Genomic DNA, 15,501 nt, shown 5'->3' with positions numbered 1-15,501 from the left:
TCCTCATAGTTAGGAGGGATAATAATGGCAGAGAACAATTTATTAGATGTTGGTCAATCTCCGCAGCTTGGTAAGGTAGAAATTTCACCAGATGTGCTTGAAGTAATCGCAGGATTTGCCACTTTAGAAGTAAAAGGTGTTTCGAGCATGAGAGGGAACTTTGCATCTGGTGTGGCCGAGAAGCTGGGCAAAAAAGCACACGGAAAAGGAATCAAAGTAGAATTGAGAGACAGTGGTGTAACTGTTGACGTTCATACAGTGATTGACTATGGCTTCTCTATTCCTAAGGTTGCTGAGCAGATTCAAACAAGCATTAGACAAGCAATAGAGAATATGACTGCAATCTCTATTCAAGAGATAAATGTACATGTTGTGGGAGTACACATGGAACAAAATCCAGAAGAGTTAACTGAGTGAAAAATAAGGCTCAAGCTGATTAAAATTAATCGGCTTGAGCCTCTTTGTTCTCTGATTATGTTACAATGCCATCTCAATCAGCCACAAAATCAAAATTGAGAAGTTAAGTATTACTTATAAGGTTCTGAAAAAGCAACTACTCAAAAGATGAAAGTCTTACTTTTTCGAAAGTGGTGTATAAAATTATTAAGGCCTTTTTCCATTATATAATTGGTAATCAAGCGTATAACATGATATTATTTGTAAATGAACCTAATGTGTCGGAAATTGGCATAGATCGTGATAAGGAGTATGGAATAAATGAAGCGGAGAATGGCACGTGAAAAAGCATTGCAAGTATTATTTTCAATTGATCAATCAGATTTTGATGCAGAAGAGTCTATGAAGTACATTATAGAGGACGAGTCCGATGATTTTCTGATAAGAATTGTCCATGGTGTCGTGAACCATCAACAAGAAATCGATAAGAAGATTTCTCAACATTTAGAAAAATGGTCACTACAACGACTTGCGGCAGTGGAAAGAACATTATTAAGAATTGCGACATATGAATTATTTTATGATAAAGATGCACCAGAGAATGTTGTCATCAATGAAGCGATTGAAATTGCTCATGTCTTTGGTGATGACCATTCAGGAAAATTTATAAATGGTGTACTTTCAAAAATGTTAAGGGGGAATTAAAATGTCAGCAGAAGTTATCTATGGCAGTGAACTGGCTCAATCGATGAGAGATGAAATGAAAGAAGAGGTTGTGAAATTAAGAGAACAAGGAATCGTACCAGGGCTAACAGTCATTTTGATTGGGGAGGACCCTGCTTCTAAGTCATATGTTCGAGGGAAACAAAAGGCATCTGATTATGTTGGGGTAGATTCCGATCTCATGACACTTCCAGAGAGTACTACTGAAGAGGAGCTACTATCCCTTATAAAGAAATTAAATGAACAAGAGACGGTACATGGTATTCTTGTCCAATTACCACTTCCGAAGCATATCAATGAAGAGAAAATCATCGAAGCGATTTCTCCAGAAAAGGATGTAGATGGATTCCACCCGATCAATATTGGACGAATGATGACAGGAAAAGATACCTTTTTTCCATGTACGCCATTCGGTATTATCCAAATGTTAAAATCAAAAAATATTGAAATAGCTGGGAAGCATGCTGTCGTTATCGGTCGAAGTAATATTGTAGGAAAGCCAGTTGGACAATTATTACTAAATGAAAATGCTACCGTAACCTATTGTCATTCCAAAACTAATAATATGAAGGATTATATAGCTTCCGCAGATATCCTTATAGTAGCGGTAGGTATAGAGCATTTTATAAATGGGGATTTTATTAAAGAGGGTGCAGTTGTGATTGATGTAGGTGTTAATCGAACGGCAGAAGGTACTTTAACAGGCGATGTTAACTTTGATTCTGCCAAAGAAAAGGCAAGCTATATTACGCCAGTACCTAAAGGGGTAGGTCCAATGACTATCACGATGCTGTTACATAATACGATTAAGTCTGCCAAAATTGCTCACGGTGTATATAACGGATAGTTAGAAAACAATGAAATTCATTGGCTATGCTTTTATACTATCTGCGAACAAATAAGTCCATTTAGATAGTATAAAAAGGTCATTCAACCACAGATGTTTGGGAATGGCCTTTTCTCTGCTTAAACAATTAAACGATAAAAGTGAGTGTGACGGATGGAACATAAGTACCTAACAGTTACAGCGTTGACTAAATATATAAAGAAAAAATTTGATGTGGATCATCATTTAACGAATGTTTACCTTAGAGGCGAGATTTCTAATTTTAAGCATCATAGTCGCGGTCATATGTATATGACGATCAAAGATGATATGGCAAGTATTCGAGCGGTAATGTTTCAAGGACAGAATAGCTTACTCAAATTCAAGCCGGAAAATGGTATGAAGGTGTTGTTACAAGGAAATATTAGTATTTTTGAAGCGAGTGGTCAGTACCAATTATATATTCAAGATATGCAACCAGATGGTATTGGTTCTCTTCATCTTGCATATGAACAACTGAAGGAAAAATTAAGACTAGAAGGACTGTTTAATACAGAACATAAAAAACAACTACCAACATTTCCAAAGAAAATTGCAGTGCTGACCTCACCAACTGGTGCTGCCATAAGAGATATTGTGACAACTCTAGAACGAAGATATCCGTTAGTTGATCTCATCATTATTCCAATCTTAGTACAAGGGAAATTTTCTGCAAAATCAATTGTGGAAGGGATTGAAAAAGCGAACAAGCTTACCGGTATTGATACCATTATTCTAGGGCGTGGTGGAGGATCCATAGAAGAATTATGGTCTTTTAATGAAGAGATTGTCGCAAGAGCTATTTTTGTATCTGAGGTTCCAATTATCTCTGCTGTTGGTCATGAAACGGACTTTACTATTAGTGATTTAGTTGCAGACGTCCGGGCAGCAACCCCAACAGGAGCTGCAGAATTAGCTGTTCCATCTAGATTGGATCTTTCTGAACGAGTGATACAGCTGAATAGAATGTTAGAGCATTCATATCAACAACAATTAAAGCAAGCAAACGAGAAGCTTCAACGGATCAAACAAACCACTGTTTTTCGTTTTCCGAAGCGATTTTTAGAAGAAAAAGAACTATTACTTGATCGGATCGTTGAAGAGCATCAACAAAAAACGGAATTATTCATGAAGGCGAAAAAGGATAGATGGAATTTGCTCCATACACAGCTTCAATACGTTCGGCCTCAATTAATCATTCGACAAAGAAGAGAGCGATGGTTACAATTTGATGAAAGACTAAAAAATAATATAGTAAGGATTCTGCAAGATAAAAAAATCCAGTTTACTAATAAACTAAATCAATTAGAATTATTAGACCCAACAAAGATTATGCGAAGAGGTTATTCTATTGCGTATTCCAATGAAGATGAGATTATCTATCAATCAGAACAACTATCGATAAATGACGAAATTAAGGTAAAGTTATCTGATGGAGTTATCCACGCTAATGTGACTAAAATAGAGGAGAAGTGATCGTATGACAAAAAATAAAGACGAGCTTTCTTTTGAAGAAGCTTTGTCTAAACTAGAGGAAATCGTCAATAAAATGGAAGAGGGAGATATTCCGCTAGAGCAAGCAATGAATTATTATGCGGAAGGTTCAAAATTATCGAAAATTTGTCATGATAAATTAGTAAAGGCCGATCAACAGCTACAGGAAATAATGAATGAAAAAGGGGAACTGATTAGCTTTGACATGCAGGAGGAAAAATAGGTGAAAGAAGAGCTCTTACAATATATAACAATAGAAAAAGAAAAAATGAATCAATTACTGCTTCAGTATATAGATACTCTTAATATTCCTGAGAGATTAAAACGGTCTACGAAATATTCTATCAATGCTGGTGGTAAAAGGCTACGTCCTATCCTAATGAGGCTAACATGCGAAGGGCTTCAAGGAAACTGTGAGAAAATTTTTCCTGCAGCAGTTGCATTGGAAATGATCCACACGTATTCCTTAATTCATGATGATCTTCCTGCAATGGATGATGATATGTATCGAAGAGGAAAATTAACCAATCATCGTCAATTCGACGAAGCCACTGCCATTCTGGCGGGCGATGGTTTGCTCACGAATAGTTTTCAAGTGATTGCTTCCGCAAACGTATACAATGCAGAGGAAAAAGTATATTTAATCAACAGGCTAACTGAAGCAAGTGGAATGGAAGGAATGGTTGGCGGACAATTGTTAGATATGGAAGCAGAGCAACAAGAGATTACTATCGAACAGTTAGAGCAAATTCATCGGTTAAAAACGGGCTGCTTATTGTCGTTCGCTATTGATGCTGGGAGCTATTTGGCAGGAGCAAATGACAAGACACGCTCCATATTGCGACAATTCGCTGAGTATATCGGTTTAATCTTCCAAATTCAGGATGACATTCTGGACGTAGTAGGGGATCAGCATCTAATGGGCAAAGCTTCAGGTAGTGATCAAGGTAATAGTAAAAGCACCTACCCTTCTGTTTTAGGCTTAGATGGGGCCATTTCACATAAGAAGAGTTATGTAAACAAAGCTAAACAATGTCTAGAGCAGGCAGGATTAAAAGGTTCCAGATTGGAAGGGCTAACTGACTATTTAAGTGAAAGAGATTTGTAAAGATTGAGTAAAGCTTGAAATTATGTTAGAATAAAAGTAACAAAGTGGAATGGTGCAGTATTCTAGTCAATCCTCCATTTCTGAAGGCAGGCCTAAAAATCTGCCAAAGGGCACATCGATGAAGTTCCTTGTGTTGGCTTGAGGCGCCCAGCCTTGGGTCGATGCTGGGAGTTAAGGTTGAAGGGCGATCCACAAAGGCATGTGGGCGAAGACCCTTCTTCCGCGGAGGCCCATCACTGTTTTCTTTTCTTAGCCAAGTAAAGAGAATGGAATGGGGTATGAACCTATCGAATAGGGATCGGGTATTTCTATTCATAGCGTAGCCTGCCTTGAGTGGTACGAAGGGGATTATAGGCAATAGAGTGTTTCATTTTGGATGGCCACTAATTTGGGACACGTTTTCTATATGAAATTCGTACTGCAAAAGAGGCTAGGAAATGGTCAAAGGTTGCTGAGGAAATCTCCTAGACTGTTCCAAATGGAAGTTTAAGAAGGATTATAGTACGGACTGAGTGGTAATCCAGTCTAGCTGTTGGTGACAACGCTAAGATATGTTTAAAGGGGAACCGCCAAAGTGGCAACACTTGGTACATATCTGGGAAAACCTACTGGACCTAAGCCGTAGTCTTTACTTCTTAAATGACCATTCCGCATCATACATAATAATAATGTTAAACACTTTAACGGGGTTCGTTATGAATAAAAAACAATTGCAAAAGTCGATAAAATTTAGCCTTAGTATTGCCGTTATCACATTTGTGTTAGCGGCTATTTTTTCAGTTGTTTCTTCATCCATACTAAGTGGAGTTATGTCTGTTGTAGGTTTACTAATCGTATTATTCATTGTATTGATTGGTGTATTCTTTGATATGTTAGGAATTGCGGCAGCAGCAGCTGATGAGGCACCTTTTCACGCTATGGCTGCTGAGAAGGTAAGTGGCGCAAAGCATGCTGTACTGATTGTGAGAAATGCAGACCGCTTCGCAAGTTTTTGTAATGACGTGATTGGTGATATTTCTGGTATTATTAGTGGTACAGCATCTGCAGTCGTTGTCTTACAAATTGCTAATGTATTCGGATATGAGGAAGGTACTAGCATTCAAATTACCATCTCAGTAATTCTCACAAGTCTTGTAGCAGCTTTAACAGTGGGTGGAAAAGCTTTAGGCAAATATTTTGCTATTAATTCTTCGACACAAATTATTTTCTTAGTCGGTAAAATAATTGCATTTTTAGAGGAAAGACTTAAAATAAAAGTATTATCAAAAAGTTAAAGATACAGAATCTTAATAGGGAGGATTCCATCATGGATCTTACCAAAATCAAGCAACCGAATTTTTTAAAACATTTAACAAAAAAAGAACTAGAAGATCTCGCATATGAAATCAGACAATTTCTCATTAATAAGCTCTCGGTAACAGGAGGGCATTTAGGGGCTAATTTGGGTGTTGTAGAGCTAACACTTGCTTTGCACAAGCATTTTAACAGTCCCACTGATAAGCTAATATTTGATGTTGGACATCAATCCTACATTCATAAAATTTTAACAGGTAGAACGGAACAATTTGATACACTGCGACAATATAACGGGCTATGTGGATTCCCGAAAATGTCAGAAAGTAAACATGACGTATGGGAAACCGGACATAGTTCCACCTCCTTATCTGCTGCTATGGGGATGGCGATTGCACGTGATATGCAAGGACTGGATTATGCAGTTGTTCCAATTATTGGTGATGGTGCTTTAACAGGCGGGATGGCACTGGAAGCGTTGAATCATATCGGTCACGAGAAAAAGAACATGACCGTGATTTTAAATGATAATGAAATGTCGATAGCGGGTAATGTAGGAGCATTGCACAAGGCACTTGGAAGAATGAGAAGTGCAGGTAAGTACAATCGAATGAAGGATGAAATAGAAGTACTAATGAAACGGATACCAGCAGTTGGGGGGAAGATCGCACAAACTGCTGAAAGAGTAAAAGACAGTATGAAATATTTCATGGTACCAGGTATGTTATTTGAAGAGTTTGGATTTACTTATTTCGGTCCCGTTGATGGACATGATTTCAAGGCACTAGAAGAAAACCTACAATATGCATCTAAAACGGAAGGCCCAGTATTAGTTCATGTCATCACTCAAAAAGGAAAAGGTTACCAGCCGGCAGAAACAGATCAAAAAGATAAATGGCACGGTGTTGGTCCATATAAAATTGATTCTGGAGAAAAAATCAAGCCAGTAGATGATAAGCCTGCCTGGAGCCAAGTTGTAAGTGATACATTAGAAAAAATCGCAGAAAAGAATGAGAAGCTTGCTGTGATCACGCCAGCAATGGTACTTGGTTCCAAATTAGATAAATTTCAAGAGCACTTCCCGAAGAGACTATTTGATGTTGGTATTGCTGAACAGCATGCTACTACAATGGCCGCAGGTTTAGCAACTCAAGGAATGAAACCATTCCTGGCCATTTATTCTACCTTTTTGCAACGTGCCTATGATCAAATGGTTCACGATGTCTGCCGCCAGAATTTAAATGTTGCTTTTGGGATTGATCGAGCAGGACTAGTTGGAGCAGATGGAGAAACACATCAAGGGGTATTTGACATCGCCTTTTTGCGTCATTTACCTAATATGGTGCTGATGATGCCAAAAGATGAAAATGAGTGTCAACATATGGTGAACACAGCAATTGAATACGAAGATGGACCGATTGCCTTACGTTTTCCAAGAGGGAATGGACTAGGTGTAGAAATGGATTCAACATTAAAAAATATCCCTATCGGTAAATGGGAGGTTCTCACTACAGGTAAGGATGCTGTTATACTAACCTTTGGTACAACAATTGAAATGGCAATGGCTGCAAGTATTCAGCTTGCCAAAAAAGGTATGAGTATTGAAGTAATTAATGCACGTTTTCTAAAACCATTAGATGAGGAAATGCTGCACGGTGTAATGAAAAGAAATATACCGATTCTAACTATAGAGGAATCCGTTCTACAAGGTGGATTTGGAAGTTCTATTTTAGAATTTGCTGAAGAAAATCAATACCATCCAACGATAAAACGAATGGGAATTCCTGACCGTTTTATTGAACATGGAAGTGTGCAACAGTTATTAGAAGAAATTCATTTAACAAAAGAACAAGTGATTGAGGAATTGACGAATATGCTACAAATGGATAATAATAAGCAAAAAAGGGCTTGATAATAAATGGCTAATAAAATGCGGATTGATCAACTCATTGTAGATCGAGGATTAATCGAATCAAGAGAAAAGGCAAAAAGATCCATTATGGCGGGTTTAGTATTTTCTAATGGCCAAAGAATAGACAAGCCTGGAACAAAGGTTTCCGATGATATTGATATTCAAGTTAAAGGTAAATTATTTCCTTATGTTGGACGTGGTGGACTAAAGTTAGAAAAAGCGATCAAGACATTTCATCTGGACCTAAAGGAAAAGATAATGATCGATGTCGGGTCCTCTACTGGCGGATTTACGGATTGCGCCTTACAAAATGGTGTTAGTCTAAGCTATGCTGTTGATGTAGGCTATAATCAGCTCGACTGGAAATTAAGGAATGATCCACGCGTTATTGTTATGGAAAGAACGAATTTTCGGTATGTAACTATTGACATGCTTGAGGATAAGCAACCTGACTTTGCTACAGTTGATGTCTCCTTTATTTCTTTAAAATTAATTTTACCACCGTTGTTTAAGCTATTAAAAGAAAACAGTGACTGTGTGATCTTAATCAAGCCACAGTTTGAGGCAGGTAAAGAAGAAGTTGGCAAAAAAGGGATTGTACGAGAGGCTGCCATACACGAAAGAGTATTAAATGATATTCTAACATTTTCGCACCAAACAGGCTTTGAATTTCTTAATCTTACGTTCTCTCCGATAACTGGAGGGGATGGAAATATTGAGTTTTTAGCATGGTTAAGGAAAAGTTCTGTTAACGAATGTAGCTTACCAGAAATGGTGGGACAAATTAAAGAAGTTGTACAGACAGCACATCTAGAATTAAACAAAAAAGATTAGGACTACCTATTTACAGTAGTCCGTTTTCGTATGGGATACCTTATTGTTGGAGGATGAGGATATGAACAAAGCACAAAGGCATATAAAAATTAGAGAAATTATTACAGAAAATGAAATCGAGACACAAGATGAACTTGTCGATCAGTTTCGTCAGTTAGGCTATACGATAACCCAAGCAACTATTTCCAGAGATATTAAAGAATTACACCTTGTGAAAGTTCCTACTGCGGATGGCAGATATAAGTATAGCTTACCAGCAGATCAAAAGTTTAATCCTTTAAATAAACTTAGAAGGTTGATCATGGATGCTTTTGTAAGTATTGATATCGCTTCACATTTTATAGTAATGAAAACACTGCCGGGAAATGCCCAAGCTATGGGGGCATTGATCGATAATTTAAGCTGGGATGAAATTATGGGAACCATCTGTGGGGATGATACGATCTTAATCATTTGTAAAACAGTGAAAGATGCAGAATTGATGAAATCTAAATTTTTAGAAATGCTTTAATTCTGTATTAATTTGTTAATGGGAGTTTCTTTTTGATGGGAGTGTGGGTATGTTAACAGAGCTTTCGATTAAAAATTTTGCCATTATAGAAGAAATGTCGATTACCTTCCAAAAAGGCTTAACAGTACTGACTGGAGAAACTGGTGCAGGTAAATCAATCATTATTGATGCCTTAGGGTTACTTATTGGGGGAAGAGGATCGGTTGAATATATTCGCTTTGGTGAGAAAAAAGCAGAGCTAGAAGGACTTTTTATTATGGAGGAAAGTAATCATCCTGTGTTTCAAAAGGCAAATGAACTAGGTATCGAAATTATGGAAGATCAAATGCTCGTATTACACCGAACTATTTCACAAACTGGTAAAAGCATTTGTCGAATAAATGGTAAGCTAGTGACATTAGCTATATTGAAGGAAATAGGTCAGTTACTCATTGATATTCACAGTCAACACGAAACACAATCATTGTTGAATGTGGATAAACATATTGAATTGCTTGATTCTTATTACCAAGTAAACGATCCACAATTTCTAAAGGAATACGAGGAATTATATCATAAATGGAGCCAACTAAAGAAAGACTATAAAGAACAAAATCAAAATGAAAAAGAATTAGCTCAAAGGTTAGACCTTCTAACTTTTCAATTAAATGAAATTCAATCGGCAAATTTAATCCCAAAAGAAGATGACGAACTGTTAGAGGAAAGAAACACCTTAGTTCATTTTGAACGAATTTTTCAGAGCTTAAAGGATGCGTATAATGGATTACATGGAGAAATGCGGGGATTGGATTGGTTATCACATACAGCCAATCATTTAGAAGCAGCAGGAGAAAACAATCAAGAATTGCAGAAGCTATACGAAGACTATATTGATCATTATTATATGATTGAAGAAATATCCTACAAAATTAGGCAGCATATTGATGGGATGGAATTTGATCCGGAAAGACTAGAATTTATCGAATCACGATTAAATGAACTTAACCAGTTGAAGAAAAAATACGGATCAAATGTAGAGGAAATTATGGAATATAGTGCCACCATCGAAGAAGAACTGGAAACCATTAAAAATCGAGATGAGCATTTATTAAGATTAGAGCAGAGGTTTAAAGAATTAACAGAGGATTTACTTTTAGAAGCAAAGCAGCTCCATGATGTGCGTGTAAAAGCAGCCAAGGGATTGGAGAAGGCTGTTTTAAAGGAGTTAAAAGAATTATATTTGGAAAAGGCAAATTTTATTGTAGAAGTGGCGTATACCAAATCTGACCAGAATGAGCTAATGCTTGAAGGTTCATCGGTTCGACCAAATAATAAAGGAATTGATCGAATTCATTTCTATATATCCACAAATCCAGGTGAACCACCAAAAGAATTGAACAAGATCGCTTCAGGCGGTGAAATGTCACGTATCATGCTAGCGATGAAAAATATATTTGCCCAGCATCAAGGGATTACAAGTGTTATTTTCGATGAGGTTGATACAGGTGTAAGTGGCCGAGTTGCCCAAGCGATGGCAGAGAAAATGTATAATATTTCGATTGATTCACAAGTACTCTGTATTACTCATTTGCCACAGGTTGCAGCAATAGCAGACACTCATTTGCGAATCGAAAAGCATATGAATCATGATCGAACTACTACGTCCGTTACAGAATTATCCCGTGAAGATCGCATCGCCGAGATTGGGAAAATGATTACTGGTGAAGAATTAACAGAAGCATCTAAACAACACGCAAAAGAATTAATTGAGATGAATAAAAGCCGCTGAGGAAAAAGGATAAAAACTCCACCGATGGCAAACTCCTATTAGAAATGTGGAAAACATCACCCGAAATTGTTAAGTTTAAACGGGTTTAAAAACCCCCTTAAAAGGTCAAATTAGATATACAGATGAAATTGAATCTGTACTAACAAGGAGGGTGATGTGATGAAGACTGACTGGATTAGAAAAGGAATAGGACTAATACTCCTTGTCTCTTTATTTGCACTTCCATGGTTGACACCATTTCAAATATATCTTTCCATTCCCAATCAAATAAAAACATTCGAAGGCTTACATGATATTAGCTTGCCTACTTTAGGTAATTCCATAGAACTTCAAGCTGAGAATGAGCAAACAGTTCAACATGCAACGGACATTATTCCATTTTCCTTTGCGGAAAGTGGAGAGCAAGAAGTTGTTTACACTTTTTCTGATATTCCTGTAAAAAAGGTGGATATCTCTGTTTATGAGGATATCCGTATAGTGCCAGGAGGACAATCGATAGGGATTAATTTGCACACACAGGGGGTTCTAGTTGTTGGACATCATCTTGTCTCCACAGAAGAAGGTGATCTGTCTCCTGGTGAAAAAGCGGAAATAAAGGTCGGAGATAGTATTGTCAGTATAAATAATCAGCCAATAAAGGAAATGGAGCAAGTAGCCCCGTTAGTAAAAGAAGCTGGTGAAAATAAAAAAGATCTTGATGTAGAGATAAAACGTGGAAATAAAACGATTCAAACGAGTTTGACACCTCAATATGATACAGATGATCAAGAGTTCCAAATAGGGCTTTATATTAGGGATACAGCAGCTGGGATTGGTACAATGACCTTTTATGAACCAAATTCCAAAAAGTATGGCGCACTTGGTCATATTATTTCAGATATGGATACAAGAAAACCGGTTGAAATAAATGATGGAACGATTGTGAAATCAAAAGTTACGGAAATTCAGAAAGGGGAAAATGGTGTTCCCGGAGAAAAGAGAGCCAATTTTGATGTTAACGAAAGTGAACTTGGCAATATTACGAAAAATACACCTTTTGGAATTTTTGGTACATTAAATGGAAAAGTAGAGAAAAGTAAGTGGAATGAACCGATGCCGATAGCATTACCAAATCAAGTCAAAGAAGGGCCTGCCAAAATTTTGACAGTTATTGATGGAGAGAAAGTGGAAGCATTTGATGTGGAAATTGTCAATACAGTAGCCCAAGAATCACCTGCAACAAAGGGTCTCATCCTCAAAATAGTCGATGATCGTTTGTTAGAAGCTACTGGAGGCATTGTTCAAGGAATGAGTGGAAGTCCAATTATTCAAGACGGGAAAGTAATCGGAGCAGTAACCCATGTTTTTGTCAATGATCCGACATCTGGATATGGGGTTCATATTGAGTGGATGCTAAACGAAGCTGGAATAGATATATATAAAGAAGATAAAAAGGCAAGTTAGAGGGAATGGTTATCAGGAAAAGCATTATCCTGATAACCATTTTTTTTGTACGCATAAAATTCGTAGCAAAGGTGCCAATTATAAGCAAAACTAGGCATTTACCAAAGAAGGAATACAAGCTTTTCTAAGTGTTCATTCATCTTGTAGTCACTAGAAAATATTGTTATAATAACAATTAAAGATTATTCGACAAAACCAATCCATACCATGGGTAAACAAAATGAAAATAGTCGAAAAATGAAGATAATTAAAGCAAATAGAAAAAAATAAAAGTTTTTCTAATGAAAAGCAGGAATTATTAAGCTTTTGTCGAAAATATAATAGTGTAAAGCAATTGTTGAAGGAGGAGCTTTTTAGTGGAAAAGTCTAAAGTATTGTTAGTCGATGATAATAGGGAACTTGTTCAATTAATGGAAGAGTACTTAGGGGATCAAAATGATATGGAGGTTGTAGGAAAGGCTTACAATGGTAAAGAATGCCTTGATATGATAGAGGATGTGCGCCCTGATGTAGTCGTATTAGATATCATTATGCCACATGTTGATGGATTAGCGGTTTTGTCAAAAATTAAGCAATCTGAGCATACGAAACATATCCATGTCATTATGCTAACAGCTTTTGGTCAAGAAGATGTGACCAAAAAAGCAGTAACCTTAGGTGCTTCTTATTTTATTTTAAAACCATTTGACCTAGAGCATTTAGCTGAGCAAATCAGACAGGTGCATGGAATGCAGCCTTCCATACATAACAATGAGATCAAAACATCTACAAACCATTCTAAAAAGTTCGATTTAGAGACAAGTATTACACATATTATCCACGAGATTGGTGTTCCTGCCCATATTAAAGGTTATATGTACTTAAGAGAAGCCATAACAATGGTTTATAACGATATTGAGTTATTAGGATCGATCACCAAAGTATTATACCCAGATATCGCATCTAAATATAACACAACTGCTTCTCGGGTTGAGCGTGCTATACGCCACGCAATTGAAGTAGCATGGAGTAGAGGGAACATTGATTCCATATCGTCTTTATTCGGCTATACGGTAAGTGTTTCTAAAGCAAAGCCGACAAATTCAGAATTTATAGCAATGGTTGCTGACAGACTTAGACTAGAACATAGAGCTTCATAATATTGCAATTTCACTCTTTTACAAGAGAAAGAGCAGGATTCTTTTCTCTTGTAAAAGAGTTTTTTTGTTATCAGAACCTAATCATATGACAAAAACTGGGAGATATAAAAAAACAAATGCGCTCTCCTATAATATAGGTAGAAATAGTCCAGTATTTTTGCAACAGATGCGATCTATCTCGATAAACGTGTATATCCTCCTATATATTTTGAATTAGACATCACTTTTATATAACAAAATATTGCGAAGTATGATAATATTTTTAATGTCATAAAAATAAATATTGGAGAGGTTATAACATGAAAGTAGCAAAATTTGGAGGAAGTTCAGTTGCAAATGCTGAACAACTGCGTAAAGTAGCAAATATTATTCAAGATGATCGAGAAAGAAAGGTAATTGTTGTTTCAGCGCCAGGAAAAAGATTTTCAGAAGATACAAAAGTAACAGATTTGTTAATTGAATTGGGAGATGCCTATTTAAAAAATGAACCATATGATTCAAAATTACAAAAAATCTTAGATCGTTTTCAAGAAATTACAACAGAACTTCAAATTTCTGATCGTGTTATCAAGGAAATTGAAGATGGCATACATTCTATCTTATCTTCAGATGATAGTGATGCATTAAAAATGGATGCATTAAAAGCAACGGGTGAGGATTCTCTCGCAAAAGTTTTAAGTGTTTATTTGCAATCACTAGGTTTAAAGGCCGCTTACTTAAATCCTAAGAATGCAGGGATTTTTGTAAGTGATAATCCAGGAAGTGCTCAAATTTTAGATGAAAGCTATGAGCATCTGTATAAATTAAGAAATCGCGATGATATTGTCGTCATCCCTGGATTTTTCGGTTACACGTTAGATGGAAAACTGATTACATTCTCAAGAGGAGGATCAGATATTACTGGATCCATTGTCGCTGCTGGAGTTAGAGCTGACCTATATGAGAATTTCACAGATGTAGACTCCGTCTATTGTGTCAATCCCAATATTGTTGAAAATCCAAAAGAAATCACTTCACTAACATATAAAGAAATGCGTGAATTGTCTTATGCAGGCTTCTCTGTTTTCCATGACGAAGCATTAATTCCTGCTTTCAAAGCAGATATACCGGTTTGTATTAAGAATACGAATAATCCTCAAGGAATGGGAACTATTATTGTTGCTCAAAAAGCTGCACAACCTAATCCTGTAGTAGGTATCGCTAGTGATACAGGCTTTGTAAGTATTTATGTTAGCAAATATTTAATGAATAGAGAGCTTGGTTTTGGTCGCAAACTATTGACGATATTAGAGGATGAAGGTATCTCCTTTGAACATACCCCTTCTGGAATTGATGATATTTCTGTCATTGTAAGAGAATCACGCATGCCCAAGGATAAGGAAGAGCGTGTCATTGCCCGTATCAAAAAAGAATTAAAGCCAGATACGGTTCATGTGGATCGTGATCTTGCTTTAATTATGGTAGTAGGGGAAGGAATGGACAGTACTGTTGGTTTAGCTGATAAAGCTACACATGCTTTTGCTAAAGCGAACGTTAATTTAGAAATGATTAACCAAGGATCCTCTGAGGTATCGATGATGTTTGGAATTAAAGCATCAAAGGTAAACGAATCAGTAAGAGCATTATATGAAATGTTCTTTCAATAAAAGGAATTTATAAACTGAATAAAATAACAAAAAACAACAGGCTACGAACGATACCTGTTGTTTTTTCCTCCTTTTATCAATTGACGCTTTCGATCCCGATGTAAAATGAACCCACCGATAAATGCAAGTCCCCCAATAAACAAAATGAGACCAATAATAAATTGAATAATAATATGAAAAAAGATGACGGTTAATTCCCCGAAGAAAGCATCACGCATCAGCTTAATACCGTAAGTGGCTATGATGGCTGGCATCACTAGTAATAGTAATGCAATAATTCTCATGTCTTATTCCCCATTCTATGTTACCTAATCCTATTTTTTATTAGTATAGCATAATCCCAATCATTATGAAATTCATGTTATTACT

The 15,501-nt window shown here is 36.5% G+C and carries 16 protein-coding genes; 15 read left to right on the top strand and 1 reads right to left on the bottom strand.

The annotated features are described in order from the left end of the window. Positions 1–24: 24 nt before the first annotated feature. The 15 genes from ACZ5R4_RS03225 (at position 25) to ACZ5R4_RS03155 (ending at position 15,132) form a co-directional block, all read left to right on the top strand. On the top strand, positions 25–417 hold the full coding sequence (locus tag ACZ5R4_RS03225; protein WP_054859308.1) for an Asp23/Gls24 family envelope stress response protein: 393 nt from the start codon (positions 25–27) through the stop codon (positions 415–417). A 170-nt stretch (positions 418–587) separates the two neighbouring features. Next, on the top strand, positions 588–740 hold the full coding sequence (locus ACZ5R4_RS03220; protein WP_347834113.1) for a hypothetical protein: 153 nt from the start codon (positions 588–590) through the stop codon (positions 738–740). Then, complete coding sequence (gene nusB, locus ACZ5R4_RS03215; RefSeq protein WP_054788894.1) at positions 718–1,101, top strand: transcription antitermination factor NusB; 384 nt, start codon at positions 718–720, stop codon at positions 1,099–1,101. The genes ACZ5R4_RS03220 and nusB overlap by 23 nt, the downstream gene beginning before the upstream one ends. Position 1,102: 1 nt before the next feature. Beyond that, the gene (gene folD, locus ACZ5R4_RS03210) at positions 1,103–1,966 is read left to right on the top strand and encodes a bifunctional methylenetetrahydrofolate dehydrogenase/methenyltetrahydrofolate cyclohydrolase FolD (RefSeq protein ID WP_109984200.1); all 864 of its coding nucleotides are present in this window, start codon (positions 1,103–1,105) and stop codon (positions 1,964–1,966) included. Positions 1,967–2,119: 153 nt separating this feature from the next. Further along, positions 2,120–3,460 carry an exodeoxyribonuclease VII large subunit gene (xseA, locus tag ACZ5R4_RS03205; RefSeq protein WP_109984201.1) on the top strand — a complete coding sequence of 447 codons (1,341 nt, stop codon included), beginning with the start codon at positions 2,120–2,122 and terminating at the stop codon, positions 3,458–3,460. 4 nt (positions 3,461–3,464) lie between these two features. Further along, positions 3,465–3,701, top strand: coding sequence for an exodeoxyribonuclease VII small subunit (xseB, locus tag ACZ5R4_RS03200; protein ID WP_054859311.1), 237 nt, complete (start codon positions 3,465–3,467; stop codon positions 3,699–3,701). Then, entirely contained in the window at positions 3,702–4,586 is an 885-nt protein-coding gene (locus tag ACZ5R4_RS03195; protein WP_464368065.1) for a polyprenyl synthetase family protein, read from the top strand. Positions 4,587–5,281: 695 nt separating this feature from the next. Beyond that, a complete protein-coding gene (locus tag ACZ5R4_RS03190) occupies positions 5,282–5,860 on the top strand; it encodes a hypothetical protein (protein WP_054859313.1) in 579 nt (192 codons plus the stop codon). Positions 5,861–5,892: 32 nt separating this feature from the next. After that, positions 5,893–7,791 (top strand): 1-deoxy-D-xylulose-5-phosphate synthase, encoded by a 1,899-nt coding sequence (gene dxs, locus ACZ5R4_RS03185; RefSeq protein WP_464368064.1) that lies wholly within the window; start codon positions 5,893–5,895, stop codon positions 7,789–7,791. 6 nt (positions 7,792–7,797) lie between these two features. Beyond that, positions 7,798–8,625 carry a TlyA family RNA methyltransferase gene (locus tag ACZ5R4_RS03180; protein ID WP_109984203.1) on the top strand — a complete coding sequence of 276 codons (828 nt, stop codon included), beginning with the start codon at positions 7,798–7,800 and terminating at the stop codon, positions 8,623–8,625. A 61-nt stretch (positions 8,626–8,686) separates the two neighbouring features. Continuing rightward, on the top strand, positions 8,687–9,136 hold the full coding sequence (gene ahrC, locus ACZ5R4_RS03175) for a transcriptional regulator AhrC/ArgR (protein ID WP_109984204.1): 450 nt from the start codon (positions 8,687–8,689) through the stop codon (positions 9,134–9,136). A 49-nt stretch (positions 9,137–9,185) separates the two neighbouring features. Next, positions 9,186–10,904, top strand: coding sequence for a DNA repair protein RecN (gene recN, locus ACZ5R4_RS03170; protein ID WP_464368063.1), 1,719 nt, complete (start codon positions 9,186–9,188; stop codon positions 10,902–10,904). 159 nt (positions 10,905–11,063) lie between these two features. Beyond that, positions 11,064–12,347, top strand: a complete 1,284-nt coding sequence (gene spoIVB, locus ACZ5R4_RS03165; protein ID WP_277677907.1) for a SpoIVB peptidase — start codon at positions 11,064–11,066, stop codon at positions 12,345–12,347. A gap of 410 nt (positions 12,348–12,757) precedes the next feature. Continuing rightward, a complete protein-coding gene (gene spo0A, locus ACZ5R4_RS03160; protein ID WP_245902322.1) occupies positions 12,758–13,486 on the top strand; it encodes a sporulation transcription factor Spo0A in 729 nt (242 codons plus the stop codon). Positions 13,487–13,785: 299 nt separating this feature from the next. Beyond that, entirely contained in the window at positions 13,786–15,132 is a 1,347-nt protein-coding gene (locus tag ACZ5R4_RS03155; RefSeq protein WP_109984207.1) for an aspartate kinase, read from the top strand. A gap of 41 nt (positions 15,133–15,173) precedes the next feature. Here the strand turns inward: ACZ5R4_RS03155 and ACZ5R4_RS03150 are convergent, their stop codons facing one another. Further along, positions 15,174–15,416, bottom strand: a complete 243-nt coding sequence (locus tag ACZ5R4_RS03150; protein ID WP_109984208.1) for a DUF2627 domain-containing protein — start codon at positions 15,414–15,416, stop codon at positions 15,174–15,176. Positions 15,417–15,501: the final 85 nt, after the last annotated feature.

The organism is Gracilibacillus sp. JCM 18860 (assembly GCF_055395245.1).
This window is presented reverse-complemented; position numbering and strand designations above follow the sequence as displayed.

Bases quoted from the DNA above. Each gene is read 5' to 3' on its own strand.
- ACZ5R4_RS03225 (WP_054859308.1), top strand. From the start codon at position 25: ATGGCAGAGAACAATTTATTAGATGTTGGTCAATCTCCGCAGCTTGGT.
- nusB (WP_054788894.1), top strand. From the start codon at position 718: ATGAAGCGGAGAATGGCACGTGAAAAAGCATTGCAAGTATTATTTTCA.
- folD (WP_109984200.1), top strand. From the start codon at position 1,103: ATGTCAGCAGAAGTTATCTATGGCAGTGAACTGGCTCAATCGATGAGA.
- xseA (WP_109984201.1), top strand. From the start codon at position 2,120: ATGGAACATAAGTACCTAACAGTTACAGCGTTGACTAAATATATAAAG.
- xseB (WP_054859311.1), top strand. From the start codon at position 3,465: ATGACAAAAAATAAAGACGAGCTTTCTTTTGAAGAAGCTTTGTCTAAA.
- ACZ5R4_RS03190 (WP_054859313.1), top strand. From the start codon at position 5,282: ATGAATAAAAAACAATTGCAAAAGTCGATAAAATTTAGCCTTAGTATT.
- dxs (WP_464368064.1), top strand. From the start codon at position 5,893: ATGGATCTTACCAAAATCAAGCAACCGAATTTTTTAAAACATTTAACA.
- ACZ5R4_RS03180 (WP_109984203.1), top strand. From the start codon at position 7,798: ATGGCTAATAAAATGCGGATTGATCAACTCATTGTAGATCGAGGATTA.
- ahrC (WP_109984204.1), top strand. From the start codon at position 8,687: ATGAACAAAGCACAAAGGCATATAAAAATTAGAGAAATTATTACAGAA.
- recN (WP_464368063.1), top strand. From the start codon at position 9,186: ATGTTAACAGAGCTTTCGATTAAAAATTTTGCCATTATAGAAGAAATG.
- spoIVB (WP_277677907.1), top strand. From the start codon at position 11,064: ATGAAGACTGACTGGATTAGAAAAGGAATAGGACTAATACTCCTTGTC.
- spo0A (WP_245902322.1), top strand. From the start codon at position 12,758: ATGGAAGAGTACTTAGGGGATCAAAATGATATGGAGGTTGTAGGAAAG.
- ACZ5R4_RS03155 (WP_109984207.1), top strand. From the start codon at position 13,786: ATGAAAGTAGCAAAATTTGGAGGAAGTTCAGTTGCAAATGCTGAACAA.
- ACZ5R4_RS03150 (WP_109984208.1), bottom strand. From the start codon at position 15,416: ATGAGAATTATTGCATTACTATTACTAGTGATGCCAGCCATCATAGCC.